We start from the raw sequence: 282 nt of genomic DNA, 5'->3' as shown, positions 1-282 counted from the left end.
AATTTGATAAAACACCCCAGTTTATATTCAATGGCTTATGATAATTTAGCCTATACAAAGTTTTTACAAAATAAAGAATACAACGCTGAACCAGAATTACTTAAGACTTTAAAAATTCGAGACAGTACAAATGATGTTTCTGGACTAAATGCAACTTATTCTCATCTATCCGACTTTTTCAAAGATCATAATCCGGAGAGGTCTTTATTCTATGCAAAAAAAATGCTTCAGATTACATCAAAAATTAAAACTCCAGATGATAAATTAGCTGCTTTGCAAAAA

Annotated in this window: 1 pseudogene; it reads left to right on the top strand. The window is 29.4% G+C overall.

From position 1 onward, the window contains the following. A pseudogene (locus tag SB679_RS23825) lies at positions 1 to 282 on the top strand (hypothetical protein); the annotation flags it as partial.

Source organism: Chryseobacterium sp. SIMBA_029, from assembly GCF_046535275.1.
Taxonomy (GTDB): domain Bacteria; phylum Bacteroidota; class Bacteroidia; order Flavobacteriales; family Weeksellaceae; genus Chryseobacterium.
This window is presented reverse-complemented; position numbering and strand designations above follow the sequence as displayed.